The sequence below is a fragment of the Mycobacterium sp. pV006 genome (genome assembly GCF_041287115.1).
In the GTDB taxonomy this organism is placed as follows: domain Bacteria; phylum Actinomycetota; class Actinomycetes; order Mycobacteriales; family Mycobacteriaceae; genus Mycobacterium.
Window position 1 is genome coordinate 480,146 of record NZ_JBGGKT010000001.1, and the last position, 17,904, is coordinate 498,049.

Below are 17,904 nucleotides of genomic sequence, written 5' to 3' on the forward strand. Positions count from 1 at the left end.
CCTATCTCACCGGTCACCGCCGATACACGCCATCCTCGCCGAGTCGCGACGACGCATCCAGCAGCATCGCGGCTTCCTGCACCTTCTCCGGCTGGTCGCCGTCGAATCGGCGGTCGGCGGGCCGCTCGAACAGCGGGCGGCCACCCGCGATCGCCGACGCCAACCGGCGTTGGCCGGCCAACGTGCGCTCCCGGGCCGCGGCGGTGTAGTTCTCCCGCTGCTCGGGGGTCAGCGTCGCCAGGAACGCCTGCGGATGCACCAGCGCGATCAGCCCGGACACGTGCCCGAACCCGAGGCTGGTCAGCAGACCGGCCTTGAGCGGGTACTTGTCCCCCATCCGCAGCGTCTCGCGCGGCCACACGAAGTGGGTGGAGGTCGCCAACTCGTCGTCGACGCAGTCCAGGCTGCGGTTGGGCGGGATGACGCCGTCACGCAGCACCTGGCACAGGCCCATCATCTGGAAGACCGCGGCGCCGCCCTTGGCGTGGCCGGTGAGGCTCTTCTGGCTGATGACGAACAACGGCGCGCCGTCGGAACGACCCATCGAATCCGCGAGACGCTCGTGCAGCTCGGTCTCGTTCGGGTCGTTGGCCAGCGTCGACGTGTCGTGCTTGGAGATCACGGCGATGTCGTCGGCACCGACACCGAGCTTGGCCAGCGAGCGGGCCAGCACCGAGTCCCGGCCGCCGCGGCCGGCACCCAGCGCACCCAGGCCAGGGGCCGGGATCGAGGTGTGCACACCGTCGGCGAACGACTGCGCGTAGGCGACCACCGCGAGCACCGGCAGGCCCATCTTCAGCGCCAGGTCACCGCGGGCCAGCAGCACCGTGCCGCCGCCCTCGGCCTCCAGGAACCCGAGACGACGCCGGTCGTTGGCCCGCGAGATCTTCGAGTCGCTGATGCCCTTGGCCCGCATCACCTCGGTGTCGGCGGTGGCCGCCATGTCACCGAAGCCGATGATGGCCTCCAGCGTCAGGTCGTCGAAACCACCGGCGACCACCAGATCGGCCTTGCCGAGGCGGATCTTGTCGACGCCCTCCTCGACCGACACCGCCGCCGTGGCACACGCACCCACCGGGTGCACCATCGCTCCGTAACCGCCCACGTAGGACTGCATCACGTGCGCGGCAACGACGTTGGGCAGCACCTCCTGCAGGATGTCGTTCGGCTTGCTGCGTCCCAGCAGGTTGCCGTGATACATCGTCTGCATCGAGGTCATGCCGCCCATACCGGTGCCCTGGGTGGAGGCCACCATGCTCGGGTGCACCCAGCGCATCAGCTCGCTGGGCGTGAAGCCCGACGACAGGAACGCATCGACGGTGGCGATGATGTTCCACAGCGCGACGCGGTCGATCGACGTCGCCATGTCGGGGCTGATGCCCCACACGGTCGGGTCGAACCCGGTCGGGATCTGAGCCCCGACGGTGCGCGACAGCTTGGTCTTGCGCGGCACACGGATCTCGGTGCCCGCCTTGCGGATCACCTCCCAGTCACCGGAATCCGGGACCGGACGCGCCACCGTGTGCTCGGGGTCGAACTCCACGAACGCGCGCGCGTCGGCCTCGCTGGACACCACGAACCGGAAGTCCTTGTCCAGGAACACACTGACCAGCAACGGCGAGGCGTGATCGGGATCGATCGCGCCGTCGTCGACGAACTCCCGGATACCGCAGCGGCTGACGACCTCGTCGTGGTAGCGCTCCACCAACTCGGACTCGTCGACCAGCTGACCGGATTCGGTGTCGTACCAACCGGGTTGGGGATCGTCCTCCCACTTGACCAGCCCCGTGGTCCACGCCAGCTCGAGCACACCGGCCGCCGAGAGCTCGTTGTCGACCTCCATCTCGTAGCGGGTGCGCGACGAACCGTAGGGACCCAGTTCGGCGCCGCCGACGATCACCACCAGGTCGGCGGGGTCGACGTCGAGGTCGGCCCATTCCGGTGTGTGTGTCGGCTCGACCGGGCGCGGCGGCGACGGCAGCGCGGCGATCAGGTGCGCGTCGGCGTCGGCGTCGGTCTCCTCGGCCGGAGCCGTCGTGGCCTCGTCGCGGGCCTTGGCCGCCAGTGCCGGCAGGTCGAGCTCGACCTCGGCCAGCCCGCCGGTCAGGTCCGCTTCCACGGGCTCGCGGGCCGCGGCCACCTTGGTCTCCACGTCGCACAGGTCGAGCAGCATGCTCGCCATCTGCTCGGTGGAGTAGGTCGTCACACCGGCTTCCTCGACCGCATCGACGATCACGTCGTTGTGGCCCATCAGACCGGTGCCGCGGGTCCAGCCGATCAGCGCATGCGCCAGGCTGACCCGCTGCGCCCAGGAGGTCTCCACCTTCCAGCGCGCCACCACCGCATCCAGCGCGGCCTTGGCTTCGCCGTAGGCCCCGTCGCCGCCGAACATCCCGCGGTTCGGGGAGCCCGGCAGCACCACGTGCAGACGCGCTGCGATGTCACGGTCGGCGCTGATGTGCGACAGCGCACCGATGAGCCGTTGCACGGCCCACAGCAGCACCTTCATCTCCATCTCGGCGCGCGAACCCGCCTCCGACAGGTCTCCGCCCACGCGCGGCGCGGCGAACGGGAACAGCAGCGTCGGGGTCAGCGCATCCTTGAGGTGGATCGACTTGGGCCCGAGGCTTTCGGTCTGCTCGGTGCCGACCCACTCGGCCAGCGCGTCGATGTCGTTGTAGGAGGCCATGTTCGCCGGCAGCACCCACAACTTCGCGTCGAAGCGTGCGTGGTCGCGGTAGAGCTGACGGTAGAACGCGAGCCGGGCATCGTCGAGGCGTGACGTGGTGGCCACCACGGTGGCGCCACCGTCGAGCAGCTGCGCGACCACCGATGCGGCGATCGAGCCCTTCGACGCACCCGTGACCACGGCGACCTCGTCGTGGTAGCGACCCTTGCCCGGGTTCTCCGCACCGGCTGCGGCGCGCGCGTACAGCGACGCGTGGATGTTGCGGCCTGCGGCCAGCGCCTTGCCCTGCCAGTACGTGGCCTGGGTGCCGACGACGTGGCCGGTGCCCTCGAAACGTTCCGCGAGCCGTGCCCAGTCGGCTTCCAGCTCGTCGTCGTCCATCAGCCAGATCCGGACCAGGTCCTCGCGGGCGCTGGCCCACCGGTCGTCGAACAGCACCGCCTTGCGACCGTCGAAGACCGGTGCCACCAGGCGCGGCCAGTCCGAACCGAGTTCGGCCGTGACGAGGTCGATGAGCTCGGCGTCGGTGGCCAGCTCCGGTGTCGCCACCGCGTCGCTCAGACCCAGCTGATCGAGGATGGTGCGCGCGGCCGATGCCAGCACCCCGTCGGGGCCCGTCACCTGCGCGGCGAACTCACCCAGCGCGGCGGAGTCGACGACCCCGCCCCCGCCGCCGCCGGCCGACGGCAGCGACACCGACACGCCGCGACGGGCCGCGACGGCCGCGACGGCCGCGTCGATGACCTTGTCGACAGACCCGGCGTCGGCCAACGCTCCGTCGTGCAGACCGCCGAGCGCACCGCCGCGGACGCTGGATCCTTCGCGCGTCCCCAGCGCCACCTCGACGGTTACGTGCTTGACCCAGCCCTCGCCGAGCTCCCACGTCTTCTTGATCCGCTCGCCGATGTAGGCCGGCCGCTTGCCCGACGGACCGAACACGGTGCGCAGCTGATCGTTGATCGCGTCGGAGAGCACCGGCCCGAACGGCTTGTAGGTGCGGGCCAGCTTGGTGACCTGCCCCTTGAGTCCGGCCAAATCGGCCTCGGCGGCGCCGTCGATGGCGCCGAGATTCAGCTCCGAACCGAGGTCCACCAGCATCTGGTTGCGCCGCGAGGACGCACCGTCGGTGATCGACTCGATGGAGTCCAGCGGCTCGATCTGGTCGATGCGGATCTTGGCCGACAACGCGATCAGCGCCATGGTGGCGTCGGCAGCGTCGAACGTCAGATCATCTGGGCGCGGCCCGCCGCTGGGCGCGGCGGCCGGTGCGGCCGGGGCAGCCGGAACCGCTTCTGCCGGAGCGGCTTCCGCGGCCGGTGCGGGAGCCTCGGCGGGCTCCTCGATGTCCGGCTCGGGATCGGTGTCGGTGGCGAACAGTACCGCGGCGTCGCGCTCTGCGTTGAGCACCTCGGTGGTGTTGTGCGAGTACTCCGGCAGCTTGAGCGTGTTCTGCGCCAGGCCCGCGACAGTCGGTGCGGACTTCACCCCGATCTCCACGAACCGCTCGACACCGAGGCCGCCGGCGGCCTCCTCGATGAACAGCAGGTCCTGGGTCTCGATCCAGCGCACCGGGCTGGCGAACTGCCAGGCCAGCAGCTCGATGATCACCTTGCGGCACAGCTCCGAAGGACGTTCGTTGCGCCACTCGTCGTAGTTCTCGAGGATCTCGTCGAGTTCGGTCGCCGGCACCAGATCCCGGATCTCCTGGATGAAATCGCGGTCCATGGTGAACGGCCGCGGCACCAGGTTGGGGATGTAGCGGCCGATGACCAGCTCGGGGCCCTTGCCGTGCGGCATGACCCGGTCCAGCGCGCGACGGAAGTCGTCGACACCGACGCGCAGGACGCTGGAGTGGAACGGCACGTCGATACCGGGGACGAGGATGAACGACCGCTTACCGCCGGTCAGTTCGCGGCGGCGCTCGACCTCGGCCTCGAGTTCCTCGAGCCCGCGCACGGTTCCGGCGATCGCATACTGCGAGCCGCGCAGGTTGTAGTTCACGATCTCGAGGAATTCCCCGGTCCGCGAGGACACCTCTTCGATGAAGTCCTTGACGTCGTCGTCGTCGAGACCGATCTGCGACGGGCGGATCGCGGCCATGCGGTAGTTGGAGCGCCCCATCGCATCCCGGGGGACGATGTCGTGCATCTTGCTGCCGCGGTGGAACACCGCTTCGAGCAGACCCTCGAGTTCGTAGACGCCCGACACGCAGGCCAACGCGGTGTACTCACCGACAGAGTGCCCGCAGGCGATGGCGTCCTCGACGAACGCGCCCTGCTCGCGCATCTCGGCGACCTGCGCCGCCGCGGTGGTCGCCATCGCCACCTGGGTGAACTGCGTCAGGTACAGCACACCCTCGGGATGGTGGTAGTGCACGCCGGAGGCGATCAGCGAGGTCGGGTTGTCCCGCACCACGTGCAGGACGGAGAACCCGAGGGTCTCCCGCGTGAATTTGTCGGCCTTGTCCCAGATCTGGCGGGCGGCCTTGGACCGCGCCCGGACCTCCATGCCCATGCCCTTGGACTGGATGCCCTGACCGGGGAACGCATAGACGGTCTTCGGGGCGGCCAGTTGCGCGCTCGCGGCCATGACCAGCTCGCCGCCGACCTTCGCGGAGACCTCGATGATCTCGGCGCCGCGGTCGATCCCGACGCGGTCGACGCGGAACTCGATCTCGTCGCCGGGCAGCACCATGCCCAGGAAGCGAGAGGTCCAGCCGACCAGTCGGGCCGGCGGGGTGGCGCGTCCGTCGGTCGCGGTGACCGCGTGCTGCGCCGCGGCCGAGAGCCACATCCCGTGCACGATGGGAGTTTTCAAACCGGCCAGCAGTGCCGCAGCCCGGTCGGTGTGGATCGGGTTGTGGTCACCGGAGACCACCGCGAAGGCGCTCATGTCGACCGGGGCGGTGACGACGACGTCGCGGCGCCGGCGCCGTGGGGTGTCGGTGGCGTTGTCGGTCATCGCCCCGCCTGCGCGCGGCGGATCGGCGAGCTCCACGGTACCGGTACGGCCACGGATCGCGAACCGCTCACCGAGGGTGGCCAGCACCGTGCCCTCGGCGTCGGCGATCGTCACCTCGACCGGGACGACGCGCCCCACCTCGGTGTCGGTTGCCGCGGAAGCTGTTGCGGTGACGGTCAATTGGGACTTCTCGGTCGGCATCGCATGCAGCAGGTGTGCCGCATGGTCGAGGTGCACGAGGCTGAGCAGGCCTTCGACGACCGGGAACCCGTCCTCGGTGACCGCCGAACCGATCGCAGCGAAGACCGCCGGCCAGCACAGACCGACGAGCGCGTCGGGAACCAACGTCAGACCGGGGGCCAGCGGCGCACCGAAGGTCGCGGTGACACCGGTGTGGTCGGCGACCTTCTCCGGGTCCCACTCCACCGCGACCGTCGAGGTCTTGCCTTCGACGGCCGGCAGCGCGTCGGGGCCCTCGACACCGGCCGCGATGGCCAGCACCGAACGCATGGCGCGCGAGGCGTCCTCGACGGTGACGATCGGCATGCCACCGTTGACCACGCAGGTCGGCAGGGTGAAGCGGATGTCGATCCAGATGTCGGACAGCGGCACACTCAGCGTCACACTGCCGTCGCCCGAAAGCTCCAGGCGGGCACCGGTGTTCGGGTGGGTGGCACTGGGCTTGCCGGGCACGTCGTTGACCTGCCACTCGTTGGGCGCGCCGATGCGGTGCACCGGGTTGATCGCGGTCCGTCCCGCCCACAGGACATCGGGCGAGTCGAGCACCACGGCCAGCGGTCCGCTGACACCGGGCCGGGCCTGCCGACGCGACACCACCGGCACCGGCTGCGCGCCGGTGGCCAGGACCCGGTCGACGATCTCCTGCTCGAAGCGGTCCAGGAGCTCACCCACCGGTTCGTCGACGCGGGTGATCCCCGCGACCGCCTGCGTGCCGGGGATGATGCACACCTGGTCGGCGGTGTAGCGGGCGTCGTGGGCCTGCCACAGCGAGTCGCTGCGCCACCAGCGCCGGACGTCCTTGTCGATGACCGGCACGAAGTTCACCGGCTTACCCGGCTTCTTGCACAGGGTCACGAAGAACGGGACGTCGGCCGGGTGCAGCTTGACCGTCTCGGCGTCGGGATAGCGGGTGAGCAGTGCGGCGATCGCGGTGTCGGGGGTCTCCAGCAGCGCCTGTCCGTCGGCACCGGCGAAGAGCGACTCGATAGGTCCCGAGTCCTTCTCGTGCAGACGCGCCTCGGCGCGAACGAGCATCTCCTCGAAGCGTTCCCGCCAGGTGTCGGCCAGCCAGGGGCTGCCGGGGGCGGCGGTGTCGGCGGTGCTGTCGCCGGCGCCGATGGCCAGCTCGACGTAGCGCTGCAGCCACTGCAGGTAGGTCATGTCCCCGACGTCGCCGAAGTACGGCTTGGCGGTCTGCGCCATCGCGGCGATGATCTCGTCACGACGTTCGGCGACGGCGTCGGCGTCTCCGGCGACATCGTCGAGCAGGCGCCCGCAGCGCGAGGCCGCGTTGTCGATCTCATGGATGTCGGCGCCGAGCTGGCTGCGGCCGCTGGCCATGCCGTTGACGGCCTTGCCCGCGCCCACCCAGGTGTCGGTGCCGGTGGTCTCGACGAGCAGCTGCTTGACCGCCGGGGAGGTCGTGGCTTCCAGCGTCGCCATCGCCGCGGTGCCCACGAGGATGCCGTCGACCGGCATCGCCGGGAATCCGTACGCCTTGGCCCACTCGCCGGACAGGTAGTCCGCGGCGCGCTCCGGCGTGCCGATGCCACCACCGACGCAGATCGTGATGTTGGCGTGCTTACGCAGTTCGCCGTAGGTGCTCAGCAACAGGTCGTCGAGGTCTTCCCAGGAGTGGTGTCCGCCGGCGCGACCACCCTCGACGTGCACGATCACCTCGCGCTCGGGAACCTCCACGGCGATCTTGATGACGGACTTGATCTGGTCGACCGTGCCGGGCTTGAACACGACGTTGCTGATGCCGACCCCGTGCAGCTCCTCGATCAGATCGACGGCCTCCTCGAGGTCCGGGATGCCCGCGGTGACGACGACGCCGTCGATCGGCGCACCGGACTGGCGGGCCTTCTGCACCAGCCGCTTGCCGCCGACCTGCAGCTTCCACAGGTACGGGTCGAGGAACAGCGAGTTGAACTGGATGGCGCGCCCCGGCTCCAAGAGCTGGACCAGCTCTTCGATGCGGGCGTCGAAGATCTCCTCGGTGACCTGACCGCCACCGGCGAGCTCGGCCCAGTGGCCGGCGTTGGCCGCCGCGGCGACGATCTTGGCGTCCACCGTGGTCGGGGTCATGCCGGCCAGCAGGATCGGTGAGCGACCGGTCAGCCGGGTGAACTTGGTGGCCACCTTGACCGAGCCGTCCGGTAGCTGGACCGGGCTGGGTGCGTAGCTCGACCAGGCGGGGGCCACCGCGGGGGCGGCCCCGACGGTGAACAGGCTGCGCTGGCCGGCGCGGGTCGCCGCAGGCACGATGCCGATGCCGAGGCCACGGATGACCGGTGCGGTCAGTCGCGTGACGGTGTCGCTGGGGCCCAGGTCGATGATCCACTTGGCGCCGGCCGCGGCGAGCTCTTCGATCTCGGAGACCCAGTCGACGGGCTTGACGAAGATGTACTCCGCCAGGCGACGGGTCAGGGCGGCGTCCAGACCGGTCCGCGCGGCCCATTCGTCGACCAGGTCGACGCCGTCGGCCAGCCGTGGCGTGTGGAACCCGACCTCGACCTGAACCTGGTTGAACACCGGGCGGAACACGGCCCCGCCGCGCACCTTGCTCTTACGCTCGGCCTCTTCCTTCTCGGTGATCTTCTCGCAGTAGAGCTCGAAGCGGGCCAGCTGCTCGGGGGTGCCGGTGATGACCACCGAGCGGCGCCCGTTGCGGATCGACAGCGCGGGCGGCAGCACCGTGCGTACGTCCTGGGCGAATTCGTCGAGCAGTTCGGCGACCCGGTTGGGGTCGACGTTGGTCACCGACACCATCGGCGACTTGTCGCCGCGGCCGACCATCCCGCGGCGGCGCGACACCAGAGATCCGGCGGCACCGATCAGCTGGCCGATGGCCAGCAGTTCGACGTCCCGGGATCCGCCCGCCTTGAGCGACTCGACGGCTGTGACGCCCTGTGAGTGTCCGGCGATCGCCACCGGGGGGTGTCCGTCCAGATCGAGCCCTTGGCGCTTGAGCGCACGAATGGCGGCCATCTGGGTCAGCAGGATTCCGGGCCCGGAGATGGCCGCGGTGGTGAGGTCCTTCTGCGACGGCAGCGGCTCTTCGGCTGCCAGCGCCCGGATCCACTTCATCGGCTCGAAGCCGATCGGGCGGACGACGACGAGTTCACGGTGCAGCGGCTCGAGCAGCAGTTCGGCCTCGCCGACGAGGTTGGTGATCTCGGACTCGATACCCGCCGAGTTGACCAGCTCCTCGAGGTTCTCCAGCCACGCGCCGCCCTGGCCGCCGAAGGCCACCGCGTACGGCTCGCCGGAATGCAGGAGGTCGACCAGAGCGTGGGCGCTCCCGGACTGCTGGTAGGCCTGCCCGTTCTCGGTCGCAGATCCGGTGGTTGCACGCTGCTGGTCGTTGATCGTCACGTCTGGTGTTCTCCTCGGTCCTTCGTCAGCATTGCGAACGCTGTTCGCGGAGCTGTCCGTCGGGCAATCTGTGGGCACGTCCGCGGTCGGGCACGCGGGCATGGCGATTCGGCGTCGAATCCGGCTGTCTGCTGCGCGGTGGGCCGCTCTAGCCTTTTCAGCCCTAGTAAGAGTGTCATAAGAGACGCGTCGAGTTTGACGCCTGAAATGGTTACTGGCGAGTTCTACGCTTCGGTAACCAAACCCGACGTAACGGGCTCGGGCTGCGCACCTCGCCGAGCCAAAGTCAAACCTGCTGCGTGCAGGTGGTTACGGTTCAGTAGGATAGAAGCGCAGTTCAAAGCAGTTTTGTTACCAAATCGTTATCTGACAATCTCACGTCGCACAATGTCGCGGCGTCCGGTGGCCCGACCGGACACCGTTCGTCGAATTGTCCTGTCACCCTTTCGCGCAACGGACAAAAGTTTGCTGAAAAACCCTACTGTCGAGTAAGTGTCGCGCAGGGGGTGAGAGCGCGTCAGGCTTCGCGGGGATATTGCCGGCCGGGCTCCCACGCCCCGTTGACGAGGATCCCGGCGATGTAGTCCGAGGACTCCGCCACCAGATGCCGACGGGTGACCTCCTCGAAACGGGAAGCCATGGTGGCGGCACCGAGGGCCTGATAATCCTGCAGCATGCGTCGGATCTCGTCGGTGTCGGCAGGCAGTGGCAGATTGTCCAGGCCCACCCGCGCGTAGAACAGTTCGGCCAACGTCTCCACGAACGCCTGGGACAGCGCGTCCAGATGCTCGGCAGCGGAATCGAGGAACGCCAGGAGAACTCGCAGGCATTCGTTCGGTCGTGGTGTGCGCCGCAGAATGTCGGCGACGGCGCCGTCGGTGAGGACGACCTCGCGGCCTTCGATCTTGGCCAGGCCATGGGCGACCAGGGCGCGCGCCTCGTCGGAGTCGAACTCGATGTCGAGGGGCTGCGGCGGCGGCTGGTCCTTCGCCTCGTCGCGAGGTCCGAGGACGGCGCGCTGCAAGCCCAGGATGTCGGCGAGGTCGGCGCCGTAGCGCATGCTCTCGAAGAACTCGGCGATATGTGCGGAGTTGAATCCCTTGCGCAGCAATTGGCTGATGGTGTTCAGCTGCGACAGGTGGTAGTCGTCGTAGAGCGCGGAGCGACCCACCCGCCGCGGCGGGTCCAGCAGCCCGCGTTCGCGGTAGGCGCGGATGTTGCGGGCGCTGACCCCCGACACCCGCGCCAGATCTTCGAGCCGGTATTCAGCCAACGTCGTCCCCCTCGCACCTCGGGTAGACCGCGTCGCGGCGACCAAGACTGTGCATGCGATCCACTCTATCCCCGTCGGCGACATTTTGAGCGAACACGTGACGGTCGCTGACAGACCTTCAGCGTGAGCAGCGACACAGGGCTCAGCCTGCACAGATGTGGCGGGCACACCCCACAGTTGCACCCAGCGGTGCGATTTCAGCCAATATTGACGTTCTCGCCGGTTCGCTGAGGTGACCGAACGCACCGGCCAGAAATTAGCGCTGGTGCGCCTTGACGCGTGAAAATCGGTCTTTCACCGGTAACTCCTGCAATCCGTCAGGGGTAGCTGCGCGGCGTGCGCAGGTTTCGACGAGATTGAGGGTGAGCGCGTGCGTCCGTGGATCGTGTGGGCCACCGGTCTGCTCGCCTACATCATCGCCGTGCTGGACCGCACCACCCTCGGCGTTTCCGGTCTGGCCGCATCCGATCGATTCGCGGCGAGCCCGAGCGTGCTGTCGACCTTCGTGGTCCTGCAGGTCGTCGTCTACGCCGGGGCCCAGGTGCCCGCTGGGCTCCTCCTGGACCGCTTCGGGTCGAAAGCGATGATCGTGTCCGGCGCGACCCTGATGGCCGCCGGGCAGCTGACCCTCGCATTCACCGAGTCCCTCCCGGCGGCGATCGCGGCCCGCGCGGTCGTTGGGCTCGGTGACGCGTTCACCTTCATCTCGGTGCTGCGCCTGGTCCCGCACTGGTTCACGCCCCGGCGGATTCCGCTCGTCACCCAGCTGACCGGCATCTGCGGGCAGCTCGGGCAGGTGCTCTCCGCGGTACCGTTCCTGGCCGTTCTGACGGCGTCGGGATGGACCACGGCGTACCTGTCCGTGGCCGCGTTCGGCGCGTTGTCGATCGTGCTGATCGTGCTGCTGGTCAAGAACGCCCCGGACGGTGTCGTGACGACCCGGGACGCGATGCCGGTGCGGCAGACGCTGGCCGGCGTCAAGACCGTGTGGCTGCGCCCGGGCACCCGGTTGGGCTTCTTCACCCACATGGGCACCCAGTTCTCCGTCACGGTTTTCGCGTTGATGTGGGGGGTCCCGTATCTGACCGCGGCGCAGGGACTGTCGGCGGGCGTGGCTGGGGCGCTGCTGACGGTCTCGGTGGCGTCCGCCATCGGGGCCGGGGTGCTGATCGGCATCGTCACCGGCCGCTACCCGCACCGCCGGTCGCGTCTGGTGTTGGCGATCATCGCCAGCAACGCGGCCATCTGGACCGTCGTGTTGGCACTGCCGGGCCGGGCGCCGCTGTGGTTGCTGATCGTGCTGGTCGTCGTGATCTCCGTCGGCGGCCCGGGTTCGATGGTCGGCTTCGACTTCGCCCGGACCTTCAATCCGAGCGCCACCCTGGGCACCGCCCAGGGGATGGTCAACATGGGCGGGTTCCTGGCTTCACTGCTGGTGATGCAGACCATGGGTCTGGTGCTCGAGGCCGCCGGCGGCCTGTCGGTCGAGACGTTCCGGTGGGCCTGGTCGGTCCAGTACGTCATCTGGGCGCTGGCCGTCGTCGGCATCCTCATCACCCGGCACAAGACCCGCAAGCTGATGCGCGCCCAGGACGACGACATGCTCATCGAGGGCTTCCGCAACTGAGAGACGCGCACCCGCCTGCCGATAGTGTGCGCGCATGGGTATCGCGGTGGCCGTGGTTCTGGCGGCGGGCTTGGGCACCAGGGTGGGCGCCGACGGCAACAAGGCGCACCTGCCGCTGGCCGGCCGGTCGATGCTCGCCTGGACCGTGGACACCGCTGCCCACGCACCGTCAGTCGACCGCACGGTCCTGGTGTTCCGGCGCGGGGAGCGCGAACTGGTCGCCGAGACTCTGCGAAACGAACTGGCCGACGTTGCCGTCGACCTCGTCGAAGGAGGCGACAGCCGGCACGGCTCGGAGCTCAACGTGCTCTCCGCGCTCGCGCCCGAGATCGACAACGGTGCCATCGATGTCGTCGCCATCCACGACGCCGCTCGACCCCTGGCGGACGCGGCGTTGTTCGACACCGCGATCGGCCTGGCCCGCCGACACGGCGGCGCCCTGCCCGCGCTTCCGGTCGACGATGTCGTCGAGGCAGGCGCCGGCGGACTCCGGTCGGCACCGCCTGGTCTGGTTCGGGTGCAGACGCCTCAGGCGTTCCGTGCGCGCGAGTTGCTGTATGCCTACCGCTGCGCCCAACGCGACGGGTTCGAGGGCACCGACACGTCGTCGTGTGTCGAGCACTTCACCGACATCGAGGTCCAGACGTTCGCGGGGCACGCCGAGAACCTCAAGGTGACCTACGCGGGTGACCTCGCGGTCGCCGAGCGGCTGCTCAACGATCGGCGGAACGCGCCGCGATGACCGCGCGCAGATAACCGGTGTCACGGGGCAGGTCGGTCCGGACCGCCCGCTCGTCTCCTTCGACCTCGACGACCGGAATGCCGGCGTCGATGGCGGCCGTGAGTTCGTCGAAGGGCGTTTCGCGAGCGTCGAGCAGCATCGCCAGTTTCGCCGCGTCGAATCCGCGCGGGTATTGCGCCGTCCGAAGCCGGGACCGGTCCACCGTGCCGGTCACCGCGCCGGTGTCATCGACGGTCTTGACGCTGTCGGTCACCGCCCGGGTGGGGACGACGACGTGCGCTCCGGCCGCCAACGCAGCGGTGACGCGTCGACACATCACCGGGTCGAAGACCGGCCACGCGATGTCGTGCACCAGGACCACACCGCCGGTGTTCGCCGGCAGTCCCGCCGCCAGGCAGGCGCCGCGATCGGCATCCGGTTCGGTGACGATCATCCGGAGGTCGGGATCGCGTCCGGTTCCGAGCGTTTCGGCGACAGCAGCGCTCAACGCCGGAACGACGGCGAGGGTCACCGGTCCCGCCGTCCGCAGGGTGTCGACGATCAACTGCAGCGGCGAGCGATCCCCGACCGGGGTCAGCAATGCGTCGTGACGCCCGACGACCTCGGCGGGAACCGGAACGATCGCCGTCATCTCCACGGCGAGGGTTAGACGGGGTCGAAGGATTCGATGAGCCAGGACCCGTCGATCTTCTGCAAGCCCACGCGCACGCTGCTGGCCGCGAAGGCCCCGTCCGGGTTCTCCTTGCTGGTGGTGGTCTGGTTGATGAAGACCAGCACCTCTGCTTTGTCGGGAGCCATCTGCGACACCCCGGACCGCACCACCGAGGCGGCGGTCTTGACCTGCTTCTCCTTGGCCGCGGGTGTGACGATCTGCTCGGTGAACTGCGTGTAGTAGGACAGGAAGTCCCCGGTCAGGCGCGACTTGGCGGCAGCGAAATCGGCATCGAGCGACTCCGGCGAATACGACAGCAGCGCCACGGTGCCGCTGGTGGCGGAATCGAGCACCACCTGCTGCGCCGCTTCGTTGGTCTGTTGGTCGGGCCGGTACTGGTTGGTGTAGAGCCACACTGTCAATCCGGCCGAGGCGAGCAACGCCACCGCCAGCACCGCAGCCGTGACGATCATGGCGACCGGCCGCGAGCGCTTGCGCTCCGGCTTCGCCGAATCCTGCTCCGCGGCGGCATCGGTCTCGTCGGCATCGGTTTCGTCGGCAGCCGTCTCGTCCCTGACGTCGGTGTCGTCTTCGACGGCCCCCGTCTCGGTGATCTCCTCGGCTTCGGGCTCGGTGTGCTCGGAGGTGTCTTTCTCGCTCACGGAACGAACTCGACTTTCGCCATCTTGATCTGACCGTCTTCCTTCTGGAGGCTGACACTCAGGCGCCAGGTGCGTATGTCGCCGTCGGCACCGGCGGTGTTGGTCACGCGCGACGACGCGGCCACCAGCACCTCGGCGGTCTCGTCGTCCATCTCCTGCACGGCCGTCGAGTTCACCGTGACCTCGGTGACGACCTTCGAGTCCTGAGCCACCTTCACGAAGTCTTTGGCCTGCTGTTCGAAATCGCTCTTGAACTGGCCGGTCGAGTTGTCGATGATGCGCTGCACATCGGCTTCGGCATTGTTGAAGTCCAGCGACATCAGGGTCACGACACTCTGACGTGCGGCCGCTGCGTACTCGGCGTTCTGCTGGCGCAACTCTTCGGCCTGACGGTGCTGCCACACCATGAACCCGCTGAGCCCGAGCAGGGCGAGGATCGCCACCACCACCAGCGAGGCAGCGACGGCCTTCCAGTTCGGACGCGGCAGCCGGCGATGCCGGCGCGAACCCGCGCCCTCTTCGCCGGGAATGTGGTCCTCGGACGCGGCGTCGTCGACGTCGTCGCCGGATTCGGTGGCCTCCGGCGCGTCTGCTGCCTCGGTGGCCTCGGGGGCCTCGGTGGCCTCGACAGCCTCTGCCTCCTGCCGCAACCGGATCGCCTTGGCGCGGGCCCGCGCTGCGGCAGCGCGCGCCTCGGCCTCAGCGGCCTCGGCCTCGGCTTCCTCAGCCAGCGCGCGGGCGCGCTGTGCGTCGTCGACCCGCTCCGCCGCGGGCGAACTCCCGGCGCGATCGGTGTCGATCACCGACTCACGTCGTCTGAAAGACGGCACACCGACCTCCTGTCTTCCTCAGTGCTTCCGCGCAGGGTCGTCCCCGAAACGAGAACGTCATTCTTCATTTCTGCGCATCGCTTCGACGATACTCTCCATTTTCGCGCCCTTGGCAAACGGCCTGGACAGCGGAAATGCCGTTTACGTGCTGGGCCGACGCTCAGCGGAAACGGCCTGCAGCTTGTCCTTCATGACCTTGCCGGTGGCGTTCAATGGCAACTCATCGAGGAACTCTACATACCGCGGCACCTTGAAGCCCGCCATTCGGTCCCGGCTCCAGGTGATCAGCTCGTCGGCGGTGCACTCGGCGGTCCCGGGCACGCGCACGACGAACGCCTTGCCGACCTGGCCCATCCGCTCGTCCGGTACGCCGATCACCGCGACCTGCGCAATGGCGGGATGTTCGAGGAGGAAACCCTCGATCTCCGCCGGGTAGGCGTTGAAGCCGCCGACGATGAACATGTCCTTCTTCCGTCCGACGATGCGCAGGCGGCCCGCCTCGTCGAGGGTGCCGAGGTCCCCGGTGTGCAGCCAGCCGTCGGAATCGATGGCCTCCGCGGTGGCGTCCGGGTCGTCGAGATACCCCTGCATCACGGTGTAGCCGCGGATCAGGACCTCGCCATCGTCGGCGATGCGCAACTCGACGCCGTCGCAGGCCACCCCGGCGGTGGTGGCGATGTCGGTGAAGGAGTCCCCCGGTCGCGACAAGGTCGCCGTACCTGCCTCGGTCAGGCCGTAGCCGGTGGCCAGCGTCTGGAACGGCAATTCCTCGTGCACCCGCCGGACGAGCTCGACGGGGATGTCGGCCGCGCCGGTCACCCCGGCACGCAGCGTCGCGAGTTTGGTCTTGTCGGCGACGCCGAGCAGCGAGTGGTAGAGCGTCGGCGGTCCGGGGAGCATGGTGACGCGCTCGGTGGCGATCAGGTCGACGACGCGGTCGACGTCGAAGATCGGGACGGGCAGCATCGTCGCGCCCCGGATGAACGACGCGATCAGGCCGGCCTTGTAGCCGAACGTGTGGAAGTACGGATTGACCATCAGGTAGCGATCGCCCTGACGCAGATCCGCGAGATCGCACCATTCTTCGTACAGCCGAAGGTTCTGGGCGTGGTGCATCATCACGCCCTTGGGGCGTCCGGTGGTGCCCGAAGTGAAGATGATGTCCGAGATGTCCTCGGCGGCAACGTCTCTGCTGAACGGCTCACCGCTGGACAGAAAATCCGACTTCACGTCGACAACGGGCACACTGTTCGGGGCCTGATAATCGACATCGAGGAAACCCTGCTGCACCAGAACGGCTTTGGCCCCGCTGCGGCTGATGATGTCGGCGGCCTCCTCGGCTTTGAACCGGGTGTTGACCGGGACCAGCACACCGCCGGCGGTCAGCAGACCGAACGCCGCGATGATCCACTCGGCGCTGTTGGGCGCCCAGAGAGCGACCCGGTCGCCCTTGGCGACGCCGAACTCGGCAAACGCTCCGGCCGCACGGCGGATCCGGTCGACGACTTCGGTGAAAGACAAGCGCAGCGGACCGTCGACGACCGCTTCGGCGTCGCCGAACCGGTCCGCCGCGCCGGCGACCATCTCGGGGATGGTCGCCCACTTCGGAACGTACGTCACACCGTGACGAGCCGACCCAGGTTGCCGCCCATGATCTTGGCCTGATCCTCCACCGAAAGGTGCTCCAGCGCAGTCACATAGTGCGTCGGCTCGGCCAGCCCTTCGGGGTGCGGCCAGTCGGAACCGTAGAGCACCTGGTCCACGCCGATCAGGTTGATCAGGTCGTCGATGCCCTCCTCGTAGAACGGGCTGACGAAGATGCGGTTCTTGATCTCCTCGATCGGGTTGCCCAGGAAGGCCTCCGGCGCCTTCTTGTAGACCTCGGCCATCGAATCCAGCAGCGGGAACATCCACTTCGAGCCGGCCTCGACGATGCCGACCTTGAGCTTGGGATGCCGGAACAGCGCACCGTGAATCACCCAGGAGGCCACCGCATCCTGGATCGGGCGCCACTCGTTGAGGATCGACATCGCGTTGGTCTGGAACGGCAGCATCTCCTGCGCCACGCCGTCCCACTCCGAGGTGTAGCGCGAATACCCGCTGTCCGAGGAGTGCATCCCGACGAACACGTCGTACTCGACGCACTTCTCCCAGAACGGGTCGAACTCGGGCAGCGCGAACGACCGCGGGCCGCGGAAACCGGGCACCGGTGCCGGGCGTACGAGGATCGCGCGGGCGCCACGCTTGACGGCCCAGTCCAGCTCCTCGATCGCCTTCTCGACGATCGGCAGGGTGATCACCGGCGTGACGAAGATGCGGTTCTGGTAGTTGAAGCCCCACACCTCGTCCAGCCACTGGTTGAGCGAGTGAATGATGACGTGGATGGCGACCGGGTCGTCGCGCAGCCGCTCCTCGATCAGGCTGGCCAGTGTCGGGAACATCAGCGAGCGGTCGACGCCGAGTTCGTTCATCAGCTCGAGGCGGGGGGCCGGCTCGAAGAACGCCGGGATGGACCGCATCGGCTCACCGAACAGTTCGCGCTTGCTCTTGCCGTCCGGGTTGCCGAACTTGAAGTACTCCTCCCAGGCGCCCGGCTTGGCGACGTGGGAGAACGTGGGGTTCGGGATGTAGTTGCTGATCTGGCCCTTGATCGCGATCTTGGTCCGGCCGTTGACCTCGACGTACTGGACGATGTCCTTGTACTCCTTGGGCAGGTACTTGGTCATCGCCTCGGGCGGCTCGTACAGATGGTTGTCCGCGTCGAACAGCGGGAAGGGTATGTCGACCCTGTGAGAAAGTTGCCCCATGGAACACTCCTTTTCGTCTCGGGAGAATCGTATTCTCAATTTT

General features: G+C 68.3%; 9 protein-coding genes. 2 read left to right on the forward strand and 7 right to left on the reverse strand.

What is annotated here, in order from left to right; translation table 11 throughout:
• Nucleotides 1-13: 13 nt before the first annotated feature.
• Nucleotides 14-9,268: a fatty acid synthase subunit beta domain-containing protein gene (locus ACAG25_RS02275; protein WP_370486649.1), complete on the reverse strand. Its 9,255-nt coding sequence runs from the start codon at nt 9,266-9,268 to the stop codon at nt 14-16.
• Nucleotides 9,269-9,785: 517 nt separating this feature from the next.
• Nucleotides 9,786-10,541, reverse strand: coding sequence for a MerR family transcriptional regulator (locus ACAG25_RS02280; RefSeq protein ID WP_370486650.1), 756 nt, complete (start codon nt 10,539-10,541; stop codon nt 9,786-9,788).
• A 370-nt stretch (nt 10,542-10,911) separates the two neighbouring features.
• Between ACAG25_RS02280 and ACAG25_RS02285 the strand changes: the two genes are divergently transcribed.
• Together ACAG25_RS02285 and ACAG25_RS02290 are read left to right on the forward strand one after the other, a co-directional pair.
• The gene (locus tag ACAG25_RS02285) at nt 10,912-12,168 is read left to right on the forward strand and encodes a nitrate/nitrite transporter (RefSeq protein ID WP_370486651.1); all 1,257 of its coding nucleotides are present in this window, start codon (nt 10,912-10,914) and stop codon (nt 12,166-12,168) included.
• Nucleotides 12,169-12,202: 34 nt separating this feature from the next.
• Nucleotides 12,203-12,910, forward strand: coding sequence for a 2-C-methyl-D-erythritol 4-phosphate cytidylyltransferase (locus ACAG25_RS02290; RefSeq protein ID WP_370486652.1), 708 nt, complete (start codon nt 12,203-12,205; stop codon nt 12,908-12,910).
• Here the strand turns inward: ACAG25_RS02290 and ACAG25_RS02295 are convergent.
• The 5 genes from ACAG25_RS02295 to ACAG25_RS02315 form a co-directional block, all read right to left on the reverse strand.
• The gene (locus ACAG25_RS02295; protein WP_370486653.1) at nt 12,882-13,541 is read right to left on the reverse strand and encodes a 2-C-methyl-D-erythritol 4-phosphate cytidylyltransferase; all 660 of its coding nucleotides are present in this window, start codon (nt 13,539-13,541) and stop codon (nt 12,882-12,884) included. The genes ACAG25_RS02290 and ACAG25_RS02295 overlap by 29 nt on opposite strands.
• Before the next feature lie 14 nt (nt 13,542-13,555).
• Nucleotides 13,556-14,224, reverse strand: a complete 669-nt coding sequence (locus tag ACAG25_RS02300) for a hypothetical protein (RefSeq protein WP_370486654.1) — start codon at nt 14,222-14,224, stop codon at nt 13,556-13,558.
• Entirely contained in the window at nt 14,221-15,054 is an 834-nt protein-coding gene (locus ACAG25_RS02305; RefSeq protein ID WP_370486655.1) for a hypothetical protein, read from the reverse strand. The genes ACAG25_RS02300 and ACAG25_RS02305 overlap by 4 nt, the downstream gene beginning before the upstream one ends.
• 141 nt (nt 15,055-15,195) lie before the next feature.
• Nucleotides 15,196-16,638, reverse strand: coding sequence for a FadD3 family acyl-CoA ligase (locus tag ACAG25_RS02310; protein WP_370486850.1), 1,443 nt, complete (start codon nt 16,636-16,638; stop codon nt 15,196-15,198).
• Nucleotides 16,639-16,670: 32 nt separating this feature from the next.
• Entirely contained in the window at nt 16,671-17,861 is a 1,191-nt protein-coding gene (locus ACAG25_RS02315) for an amidohydrolase family protein (RefSeq protein WP_098003364.1), read from the reverse strand.
• Nucleotides 17,862-17,904 lie beyond the last annotated feature (43 nt).